We start from the raw sequence: 14177 nt of genomic DNA on the forward strand, positions 1-14177 counted from the left end.
CTGCGCCCGACCCCACACGAGTTCGCCATGTACTTCGACTGCTGACACCCATCAACACCACTCGGGCCGGCTCCGCTACCGCGAAGCCGGCCCGAACGGGTGGGGCCACCAACCACGGCGAAGGTGGGGAGATTTGTTGTCGCTGGAGCGACAACAAATCTCCCCACCTACCCCAGCACGCCACAACGCTTCGCCGAGACCCGGCAGCAGGCCGCGTTGGCACGACTCCCGGCGACGGGCACGGCCACACGACGCGGACCCGGCCGCACACAGCAGGCACGACCGCACGGTGGCAGGCACGGCCACACGCCAGTACGGCAGCGAGCGGCGCCGCGTGGTGGCGGTTTCGGGCGTTGACCAGCGGGTATGCGGACCGCCCACCCGACTCGGCGGCACGTCGCGGCGCACCACCACTACCTGCCTCCGAAGACAGGAGTCGTCACCGGTGCCGGCATCACCCGCAGGAATCAGGACCCACTGACGTGTGCGGAATCGGCGGGGAGGCACGGTTCGACGGCGCGAGGCCGGACACCGACGCGGTGGACCGGATGAGTACGGCGATGCGGTCCCGTGGGCCGGACGGCGAAGGGCTGTGGAGCGACGACTGGGTGGCTCTCGGGCATCGGCGGCTCACCATCATCGACCTCTCCGAGGCCGGTGCCCAGCCGATGGTCCGTGAGGATCTGGGGCTCGCCCTGGTCTTCAACGGCTGTGTCTACAACTATCCCGAGTTGCGCGAGGAGCTGCGCGCCGCCGGGCACCACTTCACCTCGACCAGCGACACCGAGGTCATCCTCGTCGCGTACGCGCACTGGGGTGAGGCGTTCGTCGACCACCTGGTCGGCATGTTCGCCATCGGGCTGGTCGACCGGACGCGTCGACGGCTGGTCCTGGCCCGCGACCGCCTCGGCATCAAGCCGCTCTATCTCACCGAGACCCCGGGACGGCTGCGGTTCGCCTCGACCCTGCCCGCGCTGCTGCGCGGCGGCGACGTCGACACCACCATCGACCCGGTGGCCCTGCACCACTATCTTTCCTGGCACTCCATCGTCCCGGCGCCCCGCACGGTGCTGCGCGGCGTGCGCAAGCTGCCACCGGCGACGCTGCGGGTCATCGAGGCGGACGGGCGCAGCCGCGAACGCGTCTACTGGAGACCCGAGTACGCCCGCGACCCCGCCCACTCCGGCATGGACGCCCGGGACTGGCAGGCGGCGCTCGGCGGCGCACTGCGCACCGCCGTACGCCGACGGCTGGTGGCCGACGTACCGGTCGGGGTGTTGCTCTCCGGTGGACTGGACTCCAGCCTCATCGTGGCGCTGCTCGCCGAGGCCGGGCAGGAGCAGTTGCGCACCTTCAGCATCGGATTCGACAGCCGTGGCGGCGAGGCCGGCGACGAGTTCGGTTTCTCCGACCTGGTCGCCCGCACCTTCGACACCGACCATCAGCGGATCCGGCTCGCCGACGACGACCTGGTCCCGGCGGTACGCGCCACGGTGGCCGCGATGACCGAGCCGATGGGCAGCCACGACGTGGTCGCCTTCCACCTGCTGTCCGAGCAGGTGGCCCGGCACGTCAAGGTGGCCCAGTCGGGGCAGGGCGCCGACGAGGTGTTCGCCGGGTACGGCTACCACCAGCCGCTCGCCGAGGTGCCGCGCGACGGGGCGGTGGAGACCTTCGCGTCGGCGTTCTTCGACCGTGATCATGCCGAACTGTGCCGGGTGGTCTCCCCCGCGTACGCCTGCGACCACGATGCCAGCCGCGAGCTGCTCCTCGCCGAGTTGGCCGCGCCCGGCGCGCAGACCGCGTTGGACGCGGTCCTGCGGCTGGACACCCACCGGATGCTTCCCGACGACCCGGTCAAGCGGGTCGACAGCATGAGCATGGCCTGGGGGCTGGAGGTCCGCACCCCGTTCCTGGACCAGGATCTGGTGACGTTGGCGTCGGCCTGCCCGCCGGAGCACAAGGTGGCCCAGGGCGGCAAGGGCGTACTCAAGGAGGTCGCGCGGGAGGTGCTGCCCGCCGACGTCATCGACCGGCCCAAGGGCTATTTCCCGGTTCCCGCGTTGCGCAACGTGGACGGCGCGGTACGGGACATGGTCGTCGACGCTCTCCGGGCCCCGGCCGCCCGGCAGCGGGGCCTGTTCCGGCCGGAGTACGTCGCGCACCTGCTCGACGACCCCGACGCGGCGCAGGCGGCGGCCGGCAGCAACAAGCTCTGGCAGCTCGGTCTGCTCGAACTCTGGCTCCAGACCCACGACATCCGCTGACCGACCGCCCCCTGGGTGGCGGGGCACCCCACCCGCTCCGGCGAACGGGCGGGCCGGTTGGTCACCGTGCACGCGTCCGAGCACGGCAGCCGTGAGCGCCGGAACGGGTCAGCCGGTGGTGGTTTGGACGGCGAGGTGGTGCAGCAGCGTGGGAATGTCGCCGCCGGTGTCGCCGAGCAGGAGCCGCTGCCGGGCGGCGCCCGTGCCGGTGCGGCGGAGCCGGTCGAGCTGCTGCCGCACGTAGTCGAGGTCGCCGTGCACGCTCAATGCCGGGCTGACCACGGTCAGCAGGTCGGCGACCAGGTCCCAGGCCGGTCGGGGCCGGGTGGTCCGCAGGTCGATGAGGTCACCGTCGAGGCCGTGGTGGGCGGCCCGCCAGTGGGCGGCGGCGACCAGGCAACTGCGCAGCCGGGGTGCGGGGGTGCCACGCCGGATGTCGTCGACCATGGTGGTGACCAGGGCACGGACCAGCGCCGCGTGCAGCACGGTGTCGTCGACGCTCGGGCAGACGTCACCGACCCGGATCTCGATCGTGGGGTAGTTCGCCGAGGGACGGGCATACCAGTAGACCATCGTGGGATCGAGCATGATCCCGGCTTCCACGAGGTCGGCGACGGTGGCGTCGTACTCGGCGGCGGAGGCGAAGTAGGGGGTCGGTCCGATGCTCGGCCAGCGTTCCAGTTGCATGGAACGCCAGCTCGCGTGCCCGGTGTCGTACCCGTCGTGCAGGGGCGAGTTCACCGTGATGGCGTGGATGACCGGAAGCCACCCCCGTAGGTGGTTGCCGACCTGGACGGCCAGTTCCCGGTCGGGCAGGCCCACGTGCACGTGACAGCCGCAGACGGCGGGATCGTGCGCGACCGGGCCGAATCGGCGGGACATCGCGTGGTAGCGCGGTTCCTCCGGTACGGACCGGTGTTCCTCCCGCACCGGGGTGGCCCCGAGGGCGACCAGGCTCGCTCCGGCGGCGTGGGCGGCGTCGGCGGCGGCGCGGCGCAGCGTCAGCAGGTGTTCCCGCAGTTCGCTCAGTTCGGTGCAGACCGGGGTGACCATCTCGACCATGCTGTGCCGGAACTCCTGCCGGCTCTGTCGACGGGCGTCGGCGGGCAGGGCCGCCCGCACCTGCCCGGCCACCGGCAGGCTCTCCCCGGTCGCCGGGTCCAGCAGCAGGAACTCCTCCTCGACCCCCAAGGTCAGGGGTGGGGTCACCTCGAACTCCGGCGCCGACACCCCGTGATCACCCATCCTCGACGTCCCATCCGCCAGTGGCGACGATGCTCGCCGCCGGAGACCCCGCTTTCCCGAGCACGGCACCGGCAAACGACGCCCGCCACCACCACGCCCATCACACGCCCCCGTCCGGCCGCAGATCAGGCCACAGGTCAGGCCGCACAACACGACACCGGCGCGACGTCCGGCGCGACCGTGACCACCGCGAGGTAGGCACCGAAGATCCAGAGCGGGATGCTGACCAGGTCGAACGCGTCGTCGTTGCCGACCGATGCGTGGCCGGTGCCGTTCTCGACGCGGCGGCGACGGGCCAGCCACAGCACCACACCGCCGTACAGGCCGGTCACGCACATGCTGATCATCGCAGCCCTCGCCGACACGTCGGCCTGCTGCGCCTCCAGCGTGCCGGTCACGACCGCAAACCCGAGCCCCGCCACGTTGTTGACCACGTGCAGTGCGATGGCGGCCTCCAGCCCACCGGTGCGGATCGTCACGACCGCCGTCACCGCGCCGAAGAAGACCAGGTCGGCCATGCCCCAGCCGGTTCCCCAGCCGTGGGCCAGGCCGAACAGCACCGACGACACCGCGATCCCCGGCCACGGCGACCGGATCCAGGACCCGAACGCCTGGATCAGCCAGCCCCGGAACAGGTACTCCTCACCGGCCGCCTGCAACGGCACCAGCAGCACCACGACGGCCAGACCGGCCGCGACCCGCTCCCACCCCGCCCAGTTGCTCTCCTGGCTGCCACCGGGCAGCAGACTCAGCACCCCGAGATGCAGCACCAACGCCGGTACGGCGACCAGGAGGCACGTCGCCAGCCACCGCCACCGCAACCGGCCCACCACCGACGACACCGTCCCGGCCGGGCGACGCTGGACCCAGCGGGCGGCCAGCAACGTCAACGGAATCAGCAGTCCCAGCGTGACCATGGTGACGGCCAGCTCGGCCTCCGGGCTGCCGCCCAGGAAATCCTCCGGCCCGTCCAGCAACCACACCACGGCGCTGGCGGCCCCGAACCCGCCGATCAGCACCACCGGCAACCCCACCATGATCAGCACAGTGCCGAGCAGGGGCCGCCACCAGCGGTGCCGGTCGGTACGAGCGAGCCGGTGATACGGGACCGGAGCGGGCGCCGGAGTGGGGCTCTCCGACTCGGGAAGCGTGATCGTCATGCGCTACAGCCTGTCCGGACGCGCCCGCCGGATCGTCTGTCGTCTGCATGAACCCCGGCTACGACTATCGTAGGAATTCGCGCCGCTGCCCCGTCCGCGCAGCCACCGGCACGGGCTGCGGGTACGGTCGCCGCTCACGCGCTCAGCACGTGCTCCACAAGGCCGGTCGCCCGCGCCGAGGACCGGCTACCGGGACCACTCCTGCGCCGGGGTCAACGGGACGGGTGCGGGGCGTGCCACCGTCGTCGTCAACTCGACCCGTCGGCCCTCGGCGGCCGACCGGAGCAGCGCGGTCATGATGTCGAGGACGTGCAGCGCCACCTCGCCGCTGGCCCGGGGCGGACGCGCCTCGTCGGCCCCGACGAGATCGATCAGGCCGACCCCTCGGGTGGCGGCGACGTAGCCGGCCCCCGGTTCGAGGACCCGCCACCCGGGGCCGTCGAGCGCGACATGACGGACCTCGCCGTCGAAGGTGTTCGGATCGGGTACGGCGAGGGTGCCGCTCTCCCCCTGCACCTCGATGGGCGCGGCCGTCGTGGTGACACCGTCGAAACTGGTGGTGAGGGTGGACAGGGCGCCGTCCGCGTGTTCCAGCACGCCGCTGACGTGGGTCGGCACCTCGACCGGGATCCGCTGCCCGAGTCGGGGGCCCGAGCCGACGGTCCGGGTATCCCGCAGCCGGCTCGCCGCCCCGATCACCGCACGCACCGGCCCGAGCAGGTGGACCAGCGACGAGACGTAGTACGGCCCCATGTCCAGCAGCGGGCCTCCACCCGGGGCGTAGTAGAAGTCGGGGTCGGGGTGCCACCGCTCGTGGCCCGGAGTGACCATGACGGCCGACGCGGAGAGTGGGCGGCCGATCAGTCCACCGTCGATCGCCGCCCGGGCGGTCTGCGTACCGGTGCCCAGGACGGTGTCCGGCGCGCATCCGACCCGGACGCCCGCCGACGAGGCCCGGTCGATGAGCGACCGGGCCTCCGGGAACGTGACGGTGAGCGGCTTCTCGACGTAGACGTTCCGTCCGGCGTCGATCGCCGCGCCCGAGATCTCGGCGTGCGCCGCCGGGATCGTCAGGTTCAGCACCGTCGCCACCTCGGGGTGGTGGAGCAGCCGCTCGACACTCACCGCCTCGGCGCCGGGAATGGTCGCGGCGGCAGCGGAAGCCCGGGCCGCGTCCAGGTCGGCCACCGCGACGACGCGGACCCGGGGGTGGTGGGCGAGCGTGCTCAGGTACGCGCGGGAGATGACCCCGAGACCGACGATGCCGACGCCGTGCGGGTCGCCCACAGCATTCCCCTCTCGATGACGGTACGGACGGCCGTGTGTTCCAGCACGTCGAGGCTGTGTCCCGGAGTCGTCACGACGATCCGCCCGGCTCCCCAGGTGCGGGTCCAGATCGCCGGCGAGGTGACCGGCCGGTGCCACGGGTGCCACGCTTGAGTCGGGTGGGTGGTGGTGGCCAGGACGTCGATCAAGTCGTCGTGCAGCACCCAGTACTGCTCGGTGACCAGGTCGAAGTCCTCGATCCCGGCGGTGATCGGATGGTTCCGGCCGAGGTCGGTGATCGTGACCGAGTGGGGCAGGAAGCTGTCCTGCTCTCCGCCGCCACGGGCACACGGCTCGACGCCGGGGTGGACGGCGAACTGGCCGCCCATGAGGTGCAGGTAGTCCGAGGAGGCCCGGAACGAGTCGACGATGCCGCCGTGCCAGCCGGTGAGACCCGTCCCGGCGACGACCGCCGCCGCCAGGCCCGCCACCTGCTCCCCGGTGATCTGCGACATCGTCATGCACTGCACGATCAGGTCGGTGGCGGCCAGTTCGGCGGCGTCGGCGTAGACCTCCGTCGACTCCTCCACCCGTACCTCGTATCCGTTGCGTTCGAGGAACGGGATGAACAGCTCCGTCGCCTCGACCGGCCGGTGACCCGCCCATCCGCCTCGGACCACGAGGGCTCTGCGCCGCACCACACCCGCTCCTTCCCGACCCGTCGCCCCAGGACGCTTCCGTCCGGGCCGACGCCCACGCCATGACGACCGTCGATAACCGTACCGGGCTTCGCGGTCACGAGTCGCGTGGGCGTCTGCCGTCGACCGGTGTGCCGTCGCGCAGGTGCACGTCGGCGATGAGGACGGCGAGGTCCGCGTCGACGTGTTCGTACCAGGTGTCGTCGGGATGCACGACGACGAGCGGCCCGAGGTTGCAGGGGAACAGACAACCGGTCGAGGTGACCAGGACGTCGTCGTCACCGAGGCCGTTCGCCTTCAGGCGGTCGCCGAGGGTGGCGGCGACCTGGTTGGCGCCGTACGCGGTGCAGCGCGGCCCACGGCACACCAGCACGTGTCGGCGGTGTCGGGTGATCTGCGACCAGGCGGGGCTGCGGAACGGTCCGGGGTTGCCGTCGAGCGTGGTGTGGTCGCCGGTGACGGCGTCGCTGACTGCCGTGACCAGCGCGGGCTGTGTCGCCAACGGCGGGGCGAGCAGCACGCGTACCTGCCGGTCCCGGGTGGTACGCCAGTGGGCCACCGCGCGGCGGAGCCAGGTGTCGAGGTACCGGTCGGGCGGCAGGTGCACGGCCACGAGCAGGACCTCGTCATGCTCCGGTACGGCGTCGAGGGCGACGTGCAGGGAGGGCTCGGCGCCGTCGAGGAAACAGGCCCGCACCGGTACGCCCACGGCCTCGGCGACCGCTGCGGCGAGGCGGTGGATCGCGTCGTGGCCGCCGTGGTGGGCCGCCCCGCGCGAGACGAGCAGGACGTTCATACTGCCGGGGCCCGGTAGGTGATGACCGGTCGTCCATCATGGACCGTCACGTCGGCGTCCACGGCGTACACGTCGGCGAGCAGCGCAGGCGTCAGCACGTCGGCAGGCGTTCCGGTGGCGACGACCCGACCGTGGTGCAGCACCACCACGAGGTCGCAGAACATCGCGGCCAGGTTGAGGTCGTGCAGGGCGGCGAGGGTGGTGACGGCGCTGCGACGGACCAGGCCCAGCAGTTGGAGCTGGTGGCCGATGTCGAGGTGGTTGGTGGGCTCGTCGAGCAGGAGCAGTTGCGGTTCCTGGGCCAGGGCCCGGGCGAGTTGGACCCGTTGGCGTTCCCCGCCGGAGAGCGTCTGCCAGCGGCGGTGGGCGTACCCGGTCATGTCGACGCGGTCGAGCGCGTCGGCGGCGGCGGCCCGGTCGGTGTCGGTGTCCGACCAGCGGGAGCGGCGGTGCGGGGTGCGGCCGAGCAGCACCACGTCGAGCGCGGTCAGGTCGAGGTCGGTCTCGGCGTACTGGGCGAGCAGGGCCATCCGCCGTGCCGCGGTGGCACGCGGCAGCCCGGCCACGTCGTCGCCCGCGACGGTCACGGTCCCGGATCGGGGGGCGATCAACCCGGCGACGACCCGCAACAGGGTGGTCTTGCCGGACCCGTTGGGGCCGAGCAGTCCGACCAGGGTGCCGCGCGGCGCTGCGCACGTCACGCCGTCGAGGAGTCGCGCGGCCGGCACCGACCACGAGACGTCGCGGATCTCCAGCATCAGGTGTTCCGGTCCCCTCGGCGCAGCAGTAGCACGAACGCGGGCACCCCGAGCAGGGCGGTCAGCACGCCCACCGGCAGCTCGCGGGGGTCGAACAGGGTCCTGGCCGCGGTGTCCACCCAGATCAGGAAGATCGCTCCGGCGAGGACCACGACCGGCAGCAGCCGCCGGTGGTCGGGGCCGGTGAACCGCCGCACGGCGTGCGGCAGGATCAGGCCGACGAACCCGATCGCGCCGCTTATCGAGACCAGCACGGCGGTCAGCAGCGCCGTGGTGACCAGCAGCAGCCACCGGACACGCCGGACGTCCACGCCGAGGGCGGCGGCGGCCTCCTCGCCGAACGCGAACGCGTTGAGCGCGCGGGCGAACCGGAGGATCACGGCGAACCCCACCGCGAGCAGCGGCGTCGCCCACGCCAGTGCGGTCCAGTCGACGCGGGCGAGCGAGCCGGACAGCCAGAAGGTGATGCTCTGGGTGGCATGCGGATGGGCCACCCAGATGATCACGAACGTCGTCAGCGCGGCGCAGAGCTGCGCGACGGCGACGCCGGCCAGCACCACCCGGGTCGGTCGCAGGACCGCGCGCCGGCCGGCGGCGGCGACCACGACGGCGAACGCGGCGAGCGCCCCCACGAACGCGCCCCCGGTGAGCGCCACGGCACCCGCGCCGAGTCCCAGGACCAGGACGGCCACGGCACCCAGCGACGCCCCCGAGGAGACACCCAGGAGGTACGGGTCGGCGAGCGGATTGCGGGTGACGGTCTGCATGACCGCCCCGCAGGCGGCGAGGCCGGCCCCGACCACGGCGGCGCCCAGCACCCTCGGCAGCCGCAGTTCCCACACGATGTGGTCCCGCAGCAGCGGCACGTCGGCGCTCGTCAGGCCGAGATGATCGGTGATCACCAGCCACACGGTGCCCAGCGACAGGTCTGCGGGCCCCACCGTCACGGCCGCGCCCACCGACAACACCAGGCCACCCGCGAGTACGACCACCACGGCCACCATGCGCACCGCTCGGACCGGCTTCGCCGGAGTAGTCTGCGCCGGCCGGGTGGTGACGGTGGTCAGCTGCTCACCCCGCCGACGCCCCGGGCCAGCGCCTCCACGGCGAGCACGTTCCGCACCCCGGCCGCGGTGGAGGAGAAGGCCAGGGTGACGTACCGCTTGCCCTTGACGGCCGGCAGGTCCCTGAGCGCCGCGTGCTTCTCGAGGAACGCCTGCTTGTCGGCGGCGGTGTCCCAGCTCGCGTCGACGAGCACGATGACGTCGGGGTTGCGCTCGACGACGGCCTCCCAGTTGGTGTCGGCCCAACTGCCGGTCAGGTCGTCGAAGACGTTGGTGACCCCGGCCGCAGACATGATCATCGCCGGGCCGCCACAGCAGGCGCCGGCACTGGGCGCGTCGTTGCCGCCGTCCCACCAGAGCACCCGCGTGCCCTTCGCGCCCGCCGACACGTTCGCGATGCGCTGCTTCTGGTCGGCGATCAGCGTCTCGGCCCGCTCCGCGACGCCGAAGATCGTGGCGATCTCCCGGATCTCGGTGAACACGTCGTCGATCGCCAGCTTCGCCGGTCGCGTCTCCTTCGGACATCCGGCGGCGGAGACGTACGTTCCCACGCCGAGTTTCTGCCAGTCGGCGCGGTCACCGGCCCCCTCGTCGCCGAACGCGCTCGAGAAGGAGGCGTAGACGAAGTCGGGCTCCAGTTCGAGCAACTTCTCCTTCGACGGGTACTCCTTGGCCAACACCGGCACCTTCGCGTACGCGGCGGCGTACTCCGGTAGCACCTCGTCGTCGAGGTAGGCGGTTCCGGCCATCCGGTCCTCCAGGCCGAGCGCCAGCATGATCTCGGTGGCAGGCTGGTTCATCGTCACCACCCGCGCGGGAGGGCTCGGGACCGTGACCGCTATGCCGCAGTTGGTCACCGAGACCGGCCCGGCGGCGGGGGCCGTGGCAGTCGGCTCACTGTGGCCGGTCGCGGAGCATCCGCCGACCAGGGCGAGCATGACGGAGAGCGGCGCAGCAACGCGCCAGGACGCAGGGAACCGCATAGCGGGACCACCTTCCAGCACCTCGTGGACGGGTCGTACAGGTGCCGTGGCCGGTCTCCTGGCTGACGGGTGGTGCGCCGGTGGCCGGCCTTCCCAGGCATACGCCCAGTGACCTTGCGGTGGCCTCCAGCATCCCGATCACAGTGGCGAGGGCCGCACCGGTTTCACACCGGCTTCCCGAGCACCACGGCGAGGTCACCCTAACCAACGCAGGCAGCACCGTCAGTGGCCTAGATCATGGCGGGAGTCCACGTCGGCTCCGCCTGCCCCGGGACGGCCATTGCGGGATCGTTGAACGGGTGTTTAATCTGGTGTCGTGGCGTCGGACGACGTGATGTCGGCAGGGCGCGGTGGCGAGTTCGCCACCGCGAGCCGTATCCGTGACGCCGCCATCTCCCGCTTCGCTCGGGAGGGATTCGGTGCCGGGCTGCGCGCCATCGCCGCCGACGCCGGTGTCGCCGCCGGTCTGATCGTTCATCACTTCGGCTCGAAGGACGGCCTGCGTCGCGCCTGCGACGAACAGGTGCTCGCCGTGATGCGCGAGCAGAAGGCGAAGACACTGACCGACGGCACCGGCACGACCCTGTTGGCGCAACTGGCGGAGGTCGAGCAGTACGCGCCGATCGTGCGATACCTGCTGCGCAGCATGCAGGCCGGTGGTGAGCTGGTGGCCACACTCATCGAGCACATGATCGCCGACGCGGAGGAATACCTCTCCACGTCCGAGTCCGCCGGTGTGATCAAGCCCAGCCGGGACCCCGCCGCCCGTGCGCGGTATCTGGCCTACCAGGCCACCGGCAGCATGGTGCTCTGGTTCACCCTGCACGGAGCCGGTGCCGCCCCGGACCAGTTCGCGGCCCTGTTCCGCCGCTACATCGACGATCTCACGTTGCCGGCCCTGGAGTTGTTCACCGAAGGGCTGCTCGTCGACCGGTCGATGCTCGACGAGTACCTGATGTACGTCCCGGATCCGCCTGCCGCCCCCGGCGCGGACACCGCTGCACCGTAGTCACCACATTGCCCTCTGGGCGTGGCCCCTCCTTCCACCGCCGGTCCCACCGGTCGGCGGCATCCGTTCCGGCCCGGTGTGCCGGGCCTTCCTCGAACGAGGTCTCCCGCGATGACTGCTGCCATCGACATCCGACACGTCACCAAGTCCTTCGGCCGCGTCCGCGCGTTGGACGGGCTGGACCTGCACGTCGCCGCCGGCACCGTGCACGGCTTCCTCGGCCCCAACGGCGCCGGCAAGTCCACCACCATCCGGATCCTGCTGGGCCTGCTGCGCGCCGACGAAGGCCAGGCCCGGCTGCTCGGCGGTGACCCGTGGGCGGACGCGGTGTCCCTGCACCGTCGGCTCGCGTACGTCCCCGGCGACGTGGAACTGTGGCCGAACCTCACCGGCGGCGAGGCGATCGACCTGTTCGCCCGGCTGCGCGGCGGTGCCGACCCGGTCCGCCGCGACGAACTGTGCCAACGCTTCGACCTGGACCCGAGCAAGAAGGGCCGCACCTACTCCAAGGGCAACCGGCAGAAGGTGGCGCTCATCTCCGCGCTCGCCAGCGACGTGGAACTGCTGCTGCTCGACGAGCCCACCGCGGGGCTTGACCCACTCATGGAGGCGGTGTTCCAGGAGTGCATCCGCGAGGCCAAGGAGGCCGGCCGGTCGGTGCTGTTGTCCAGTCACATCCTCGCGCAGGTCGAGGTGCTCGCCGACCAGATCTCGATCATCCGGCAGGGACGCATCGTCGAGACCGGCTCGCTGACCGAGCTACGCCACCTGACCCGTACGTCGGTCGACGTGGTCACCGACCAGCCCGCCGACGCGGTGGCCGGGATGGCCGGTGTACACGGACTGCGGGCCGAGGACGGCCACCTCCGCTTCGAGGTCGACGGCGAACACCTCGCCGCCGTGGTGCGCCGGCTCGGCGACCTGGAGGTGCGAGGACTGACCGTCCGCCCGCCGACCTTGGAGCAGTTGCTGCTGCGTCACTACGGCGACCAGCCCGCGCACGCCTCGGCCACGGAGGTGGCGTGATGACCACGACGACGCCGCGCGGCCCGGTACGCACCGGTTCCTCCGCGACCGGGACCGGCACCCTGCTCAGGTTCATGCTGCGCCGGGACCGGTTGCGGTTCCCGGCGTGGACGTTGGGCCTGCCACTGCTGATGGCGTACTTCACCACCGCGCTGGAGGCCGTCGCCCAGACCCCGCAGGACCTGGCGGGTCTGACCGCCTTCACCTCCAGCCCCGCCGGAGCGCTGTTCGGCGGACCCGGCTTCGGCTTCGACGACCTGACCGTCGAGCGGTTTCTCGCCGGGCAGTACGGGCTCTATGTGATCATCGGTGCCGGCCTCATGGGGATGCTGACCGTCGTGCGGCACACCCGCGCCGAGGAACGCTCGGGCCGCGCCGAACTGATCCGGGCCAACGTCGTCGGCCGGCACGCTCCGCTCACCGCCGCACTGATCCTCACCGCCGCGATGGCGGTGCTGGTAGCCGTGCTGACCGGCGCGATGATGGCCGCCCGCGGCTACCACCCGACCGGCTCGCTGCTGTTCGGCGCGTCCATCGGGGCGGCGGCGCTGGTCTTCGGCGGCATCGCCGCGCTCACGGTCCAACTGTCGGAGTACCCGAGGGCGGCCTCCGGCGCTGCCGGTGCCACGCTCGGCGCCGCGTTCGTCCTGCGTGGGCTGGGCGACATGGCAACGGTGCAGGGCAGCGGAGCGACCTGGTTGTCCTGGCTGTCGCCGATCGGCTGGTCCCAGCAGACCGCGCCGTACGTCTACGACCGCTGGTGGCCTCTGGTGATATCACTACTGGCCGCGTCGGCGACCGCCGCGCTGGGTTACGTCCTGTCGACGCGCCGGGACTTCGGCGCCGGCCTGGTACCGCCCCGGCCGGGATCGCCCCGGGCCGCCGCGTGGCTGGACGGACCGTCGGCGCTCGCGTTCCGCCTACAGCGGGCCGGCCTGATCGGTTGGAGCGTCGCCCTGCTCGTAGCCGGTGTCGCCTACGGGTCGTTCACCCAACCGCTGGTCGACGGCTTCGCCGACGCCCCACCGGACCTGGTGGAGATCATGGGCGGCTCGGCGAACATGCTCGACGGCTACCTCGGCATGATGGGCGTGACCATGGCGCTGGCCGTCGGGGTCTACGCGGTGCTGGCGATGCACACGCTGCGCGCCGAGGAGACCGACGGACGGACCGAGCCGGTGCTGGCCACCGGGGTGAGCCGGGCCGGCTGGCTCGGCGGCCACGTGGCAGTCACCGCCGTCGGCGTGCTCTGGTTGCTGCTGGTCGCCGGGCTCGGCATGGGCGTCGGTGCTGCGGTGAGCACCGGCGACACCGGGTTGATCGCCACCCTGCTGCTCGGTCATGTCGCGCACACCCCGGCGGTCTGGCTCGTACTGTCCATCGCCGCCGTGCTGTACGCGACCGCACCCCGGGCACTGCCGGTGATCTGGGTGCCGCTCGGATACGGGCTGATCGCCGCCTACTTCGCCCCGGTCCTGGACATCCCCGACGGGCTGCTCCGGCTGTCGCCGTTCGCGCACGTCGGCGAGTACCCGCGCGAGAACGTCAGCGTGGTCGCGGTCGCGGTGCTGATCCTGCTCTCCGGTGCCCTGCTCCGGGCGGCCGTGGCCGCCTTCGGTCGACGGGACCTGACCGGCGGCGCCTGAGCCCCGGCTCGTCGTGGCTGGTCGGTGACGCAGGTGGGAGCCGCCTCATACGCACGACCCGCCGGCCCCGGCCGGCGGGTCGTGCGTAACATGGCCGCCGGTGTGCCGGGAAGTCTGGTCGGCCGACGTTCGGACACGGGCGTCGCGAGGCTAGTGAGAGGCGACCGCCGGTGTCGGTTCGGGCCGAGAGCAGTGCGAGGAGACGACCTCGCCGTACGCTGCTGACACGCCGCGTACCGTCTGGGGGCGACTGTCCGGT

12 protein-coding genes, 1 pseudogene and 1 riboswitch are annotated in these 14177 nt (G+C 72.0%); of the genes and pseudogenes, 5 read left to right on the forward strand and 8 right to left on the reverse strand.

What is annotated here, in order from left to right; genetic code table 11:
- Window positions 1–482: 482 nt before the first annotated feature.
- Window positions 483–2267, forward strand: a complete 1785-nt coding sequence (locus ABZ738_RS31815) for an N-acetylglutaminylglutamine amidotransferase (protein ID WP_357219517.1) — start codon at window positions 483–485, stop codon at window positions 2265–2267.
- Window positions 2268–2375: 108 nt separating this feature from the next.
- Here ABZ738_RS31815 and ABZ738_RS31820 read toward each other — a convergent pair whose 3' ends face one another.
- The 8 genes from ABZ738_RS31820 to ABZ738_RS31855 form a co-directional block, all read right to left on the reverse strand.
- On the reverse strand, window positions 2376–3512 hold the full coding sequence (locus tag ABZ738_RS31820; RefSeq protein ID WP_357219520.1) for a glutamate--cysteine ligase: 1137 nt from the start codon (window positions 3510–3512) through the stop codon (window positions 2376–2378).
- A gap of 137 nt (window positions 3513–3649) precedes the next feature.
- Window positions 3650–4672: a type II CAAX endopeptidase family protein gene (locus tag ABZ738_RS31825; protein ID WP_357219522.1), complete on the reverse strand. Its 1023-nt coding sequence runs from the start codon at window positions 4670–4672 to the stop codon at window positions 3650–3652.
- A 186-nt stretch (window positions 4673–4858) separates the two neighbouring features.
- Window positions 4859–5959, reverse strand: coding sequence for a Gfo/Idh/MocA family oxidoreductase (locus ABZ738_RS31830; RefSeq protein WP_176093353.1), 1101 nt, complete (start codon window positions 5957–5959; stop codon window positions 4859–4861).
- Window positions 5899–6639: a ThuA domain-containing protein gene (locus tag ABZ738_RS31835; protein WP_357219525.1), complete on the reverse strand. Its 741-nt coding sequence runs from the start codon at window positions 6637–6639 to the stop codon at window positions 5899–5901. The genes ABZ738_RS31830 and ABZ738_RS31835 overlap by 61 nt, the downstream gene beginning before the upstream one ends.
- Before the next feature lie 94 nt (window positions 6640–6733).
- On the reverse strand, window positions 6734–7432 hold the full coding sequence (locus ABZ738_RS31840) for a (2Fe-2S) ferredoxin domain-containing protein (protein ID WP_176093351.1): 699 nt from the start codon (window positions 7430–7432) through the stop codon (window positions 6734–6736).
- Window positions 7429–8190, reverse strand: a complete 762-nt coding sequence (locus tag ABZ738_RS31845; protein ID WP_176093350.1) for an ABC transporter ATP-binding protein — start codon at window positions 8188–8190, stop codon at window positions 7429–7431. The genes ABZ738_RS31840 and ABZ738_RS31845 overlap by 4 nt, the downstream gene beginning before the upstream one ends.
- Window positions 8190–9182: an iron chelate uptake ABC transporter family permease subunit gene (locus ABZ738_RS31850; RefSeq protein ID WP_254876783.1), complete on the reverse strand. Its 993-nt coding sequence runs from the start codon at window positions 9180–9182 to the stop codon at window positions 8190–8192. Before ABZ738_RS31850 ends, ABZ738_RS31845 begins: the two co-directional genes overlap by 1 nt.
- Before the next feature lie 71 nt (window positions 9183–9253).
- Window positions 9254–10237 (reverse strand): ABC transporter substrate-binding protein, encoded by a 984-nt coding sequence (locus ABZ738_RS31855; RefSeq protein WP_357219530.1) that lies wholly within the window; start codon window positions 10235–10237, stop codon window positions 9254–9256.
- A 30-nt stretch (window positions 10238–10267) separates the two neighbouring features.
- Window positions 10268–10441: riboswitch (cobalamin riboswitch) on the reverse strand.
- A gap of 130 nt (window positions 10442–10571) precedes the next feature.
- On the opposite strand from ABZ738_RS31855, the pseudogene ABZ738_RS31860 reads away from it, so the two are divergent.
- The 4 genes and pseudogenes from ABZ738_RS31860 to ABZ738_RS31875 form a co-directional block, all read left to right on the forward strand.
- A pseudogene (locus ABZ738_RS31860) lies at window positions 10572–10739 on the forward strand (TetR family transcriptional regulator); the annotation flags it as partial.
- Between the two features lie 33 nt (window positions 10740–10772).
- Window positions 10773–11246, forward strand: a complete 474-nt coding sequence (locus ABZ738_RS31865; protein WP_357219587.1) for a hypothetical protein — start codon at window positions 10773–10775, stop codon at window positions 11244–11246.
- 111 nt (window positions 11247–11357) lie between these two features.
- Window positions 11358–12272 carry an ABC transporter ATP-binding protein gene (locus ABZ738_RS31870; RefSeq protein WP_357219533.1) on the forward strand — a complete coding sequence of 305 codons (915 nt, stop codon included), beginning with the start codon at window positions 11358–11360 and terminating at the stop codon, window positions 12270–12272.
- Window positions 12272–13918 carry an ABC transporter permease gene (locus tag ABZ738_RS31875; protein WP_357219536.1) on the forward strand — a complete coding sequence of 549 codons (1647 nt, stop codon included), beginning with the start codon at window positions 12272–12274 and terminating at the stop codon, window positions 13916–13918. The genes ABZ738_RS31870 and ABZ738_RS31875 overlap by 1 nt, the downstream gene beginning before the upstream one ends.
- Window positions 13919–14177: the final 259 nt, after the last annotated feature.

The sequence above is a fragment of the Micromonospora sp. NPDC047793 genome (assembly GCF_040642635.1).
Classification (GTDB): Bacteria; Actinomycetota; Actinomycetes; order Mycobacteriales; family Micromonosporaceae; genus Micromonospora.

Bases quoted from the DNA above. Each gene is read 5' to 3' on its own strand.
- ABZ738_RS31825 (WP_357219522.1), bottom strand. From the start codon at position 4,672: ATGACGATCACGCTTCCCGAGTCGGAGAGCCCCACTCCGGCGCCCGCT.
- ABZ738_RS31840 (WP_176093351.1), bottom strand. From the start codon at position 7,432: ATGAACGTCCTGCTCGTCTCGCGCGGGGCGGCCCACCACGGCGGCCAC.
- ABZ738_RS31865 (WP_357219587.1), top strand. From the start codon at position 10,773: ATGCGCGAGCAGAAGGCGAAGACACTGACCGACGGCACCGGCACGACC.
- ABZ738_RS31870 (WP_357219533.1), top strand. From the start codon at position 11,358: ATGACTGCTGCCATCGACATCCGACACGTCACCAAGTCCTTCGGCCGC.
- ABZ738_RS31875 (WP_357219536.1), top strand. From the start codon at position 12,272: ATGACCACGACGACGCCGCGCGGCCCGGTACGCACCGGTTCCTCCGCG.
- ABZ738_RS31820 (WP_357219520.1), bottom strand. From the start codon at position 3,512: ATGGGTGATCACGGGGTGTCGGCGCCGGAGTTCGAGGTGACCCCACCC.
- ABZ738_RS31855 (WP_357219530.1), bottom strand. From the start codon at position 10,237: ATGCGGTTCCCTGCGTCCTGGCGCGTTGCTGCGCCGCTCTCCGTCATG.
- ABZ738_RS31845 (WP_176093350.1), bottom strand. From the start codon at position 8,190: ATGCTGGAGATCCGCGACGTCTCGTGGTCGGTGCCGGCCGCGCGACTC.